This is a genomic window from Parafrankia sp. FMc2, assembly GCF_041008525.1.
GTDB lineage: Bacteria > Actinomycetota > Actinomycetes > Frankiales > Frankiaceae > Parafrankia.
Genome location: NZ_JBFLUG010000349.1, coordinates 1 through 2,007, shown reverse-complemented (window position 1 = coordinate 2,007; position 2,007 = coordinate 1). Strand labels below are relative to the sequence as shown.

Annotated in this window: 2 protein-coding genes and 1 pseudogene; all 3 read left to right on the top strand. The window is 70.0% G+C overall.

The features are described 5' to 3' along the window. Nucleotides 1–225 precede the first annotated feature (225 nt). On the top strand, nucleotides 226–738 hold the full coding sequence (locus tag AB1460_RS37105) for a hypothetical protein (RefSeq protein WP_368967211.1): 513 nt from the start codon (nucleotides 226–228) through the stop codon (nucleotides 736–738). A 359-nt stretch (nucleotides 739–1,097) separates the two neighbouring features. Then, nucleotides 1,098–1,334, top strand: a complete 237-nt coding sequence (locus AB1460_RS37100; protein WP_368967209.1) for a hypothetical protein — start codon at nucleotides 1,098–1,100, stop codon at nucleotides 1,332–1,334. Nucleotides 1,335–1,657: 323 nt separating this feature from the next. Then, a pseudogene (locus AB1460_RS37095) lies at nucleotides 1,658–1,879 on the top strand (ribonuclease BN); the annotation flags it as partial. Nucleotides 1,880–2,007: the final 128 nt, after the last annotated feature.

The window sequence follows — 2,007 nt, the reverse complement described above, 5'->3', positions numbered from 1 at the left end:
GGACACACCCGGACCCTACGGTCTGGTCAACCACGCGGCGCCAACACCCCCGGGTCGCCGGGTCATCGAAGAGCCCCAGCCTGCCACGAAACCAAAAACCGACGATCTACGAGACCTGACCAGTTACCCGATGTCGACACCCTGTCCGCGAAGGTGTCCCCGTCAAAGGTCGCCGAGCGGCGCGTCGACGACGCCCGCCGTGCCGTGACCAGCGTCCGGGAGAAGGTGATGGGCAGCGCCCATTCCGCCCGCGACCAGGTCAGCGACGCCGGCGACGGCCTACAGAGCCGCGCCTCCGACGCTGCCGGTGCCGTACAGGACCACGCCTCCGACGCGGCCGACGCGGTGAAGGACGCCGCCGGTACCGCGAAGGACACGGTCGCCGCCACGCCGGGCGCGGTCCGCCGCGGCACCGAAGGCAGTCCGTTGGCCGCGGGGCTGATCGCCTTCGGGGTCGGCGCCCTGATCAGCTCCCTGATCCCGGCCAGCCGCCCCGAGCGGCAGGCGGGCACTCAGATGAAGGAACAGGCAGGCCGCCTCGTCGAACCTCTCAAGGACAGCACCCAAAAGGCGTCGGATCAGCTGCGTCCAAAGGCGCAGGAGGCCACGGAGTCCCTACGCGAAACCGCGCAGAGCGCCGCGACCGACGTCCGGGACGAAGCCAAGGACGCCACCGCCGAGGTCCGCCACACCACAACGGCCGCCGCCGGCAGCGTACGCCACACCGCAACCCGATAAACACGTCCACCTGCCACGGACCGGCCCGTAGGGAGGCTGAACGCAGGGGCACGGCCCACCTCTAATCCTCAGAAACCTCTCATGACGCGAAGAGCAGAGCTCCGCAACAAACGAATTACCGCACATGAACCTACGCCGTCGAATCCGGTAACAGCAATGGGGATACCTGTGGGAGGCGGTGGGACGGCGCCCACCCGACAACGTCGTGCGCGGCGTCCCACTGGCGCTGCCCGACCGCGGTCGCGATACCGCCACGGCGCTAAGCCGGGGGCCCAGGCGCTGCGCCGGCCTGCGGTCCCCCAGGCCTACCGGGCCGAGCACGTGAACGGTGTGCACGGCCGGGGCCGGCGGAACCGGCTGTGGACCTGCTGCATAAGTCGGTCTACGCCCTGGCCACCGGCTTCGTCGCCGATGCGTTCGCCCTCTACGGTGCATCGTTGGTCGTCCGACGGCGCCAGCACCACACCCTGGCCGTCGGGTTCGGCCTGGCCGGAGGCGTCACGGCGACCGTCGGTGGATACCTGGGTGGCCATCTGACGTTGGCACGGAAGGTGGGGACCGCGGATCCGGCTTTCACGCACCCATCCGCCACGTGAAGGCAGCTGTGCAGGTCCTCCCTCTGAGTGGACGACGCCGGCAGGAGGTCCTGTCCCGCAATGTATGCGGCAACCGGCGACGAGCTGAGCTTGCTTGCCTCGCTGTGCGGTACCCCCGTTCCACCTGTTGCGCCACTCGGCACACCGATGGCGCCCCGCCCGCTCGCCCGTCTGAGACGGCCCGGCAGGCGGGCAGGGGCGGTCACAGCCTGGCTGAGCAGGGAGGCCGCGCACGCGAGGGGCACGGGGTGGGCGGTCAGGCACATCGGCACGCGGAGCGGAAGCCAGGATTTGTGGACGCCAGGATGGCTATGCATCCGGGTATGGTCGCGATCTGGAGACGGCGGCGGCGCGATGAGGAACCGGCGCTGGGTACCGGCCCGGACGAGACGGTCCGCGAGGCGGAGCCCGACCGGCTCACCGAGCTGCGGCCCCGTTCCTGGTTCACCGTCCTGCGCAGCACGGTCAAGGAGTTCAAGGACGACGAGCTGTCAGACCGCGCCGCCACGCTGACCTACTACGGCGTGCTGGCCATCTTCCCCGCTCCGGAGCCTGTCAATCCCGATGAGACATCAGGCTGCTTGGTTTGTGGGTAGCGCCTCCTCGGTCTCGATGATCGCTGGGGGCTGGTTGATCCACGCCTTGGTCGGCAGCGCGGGCGGGGCCGGTCGGC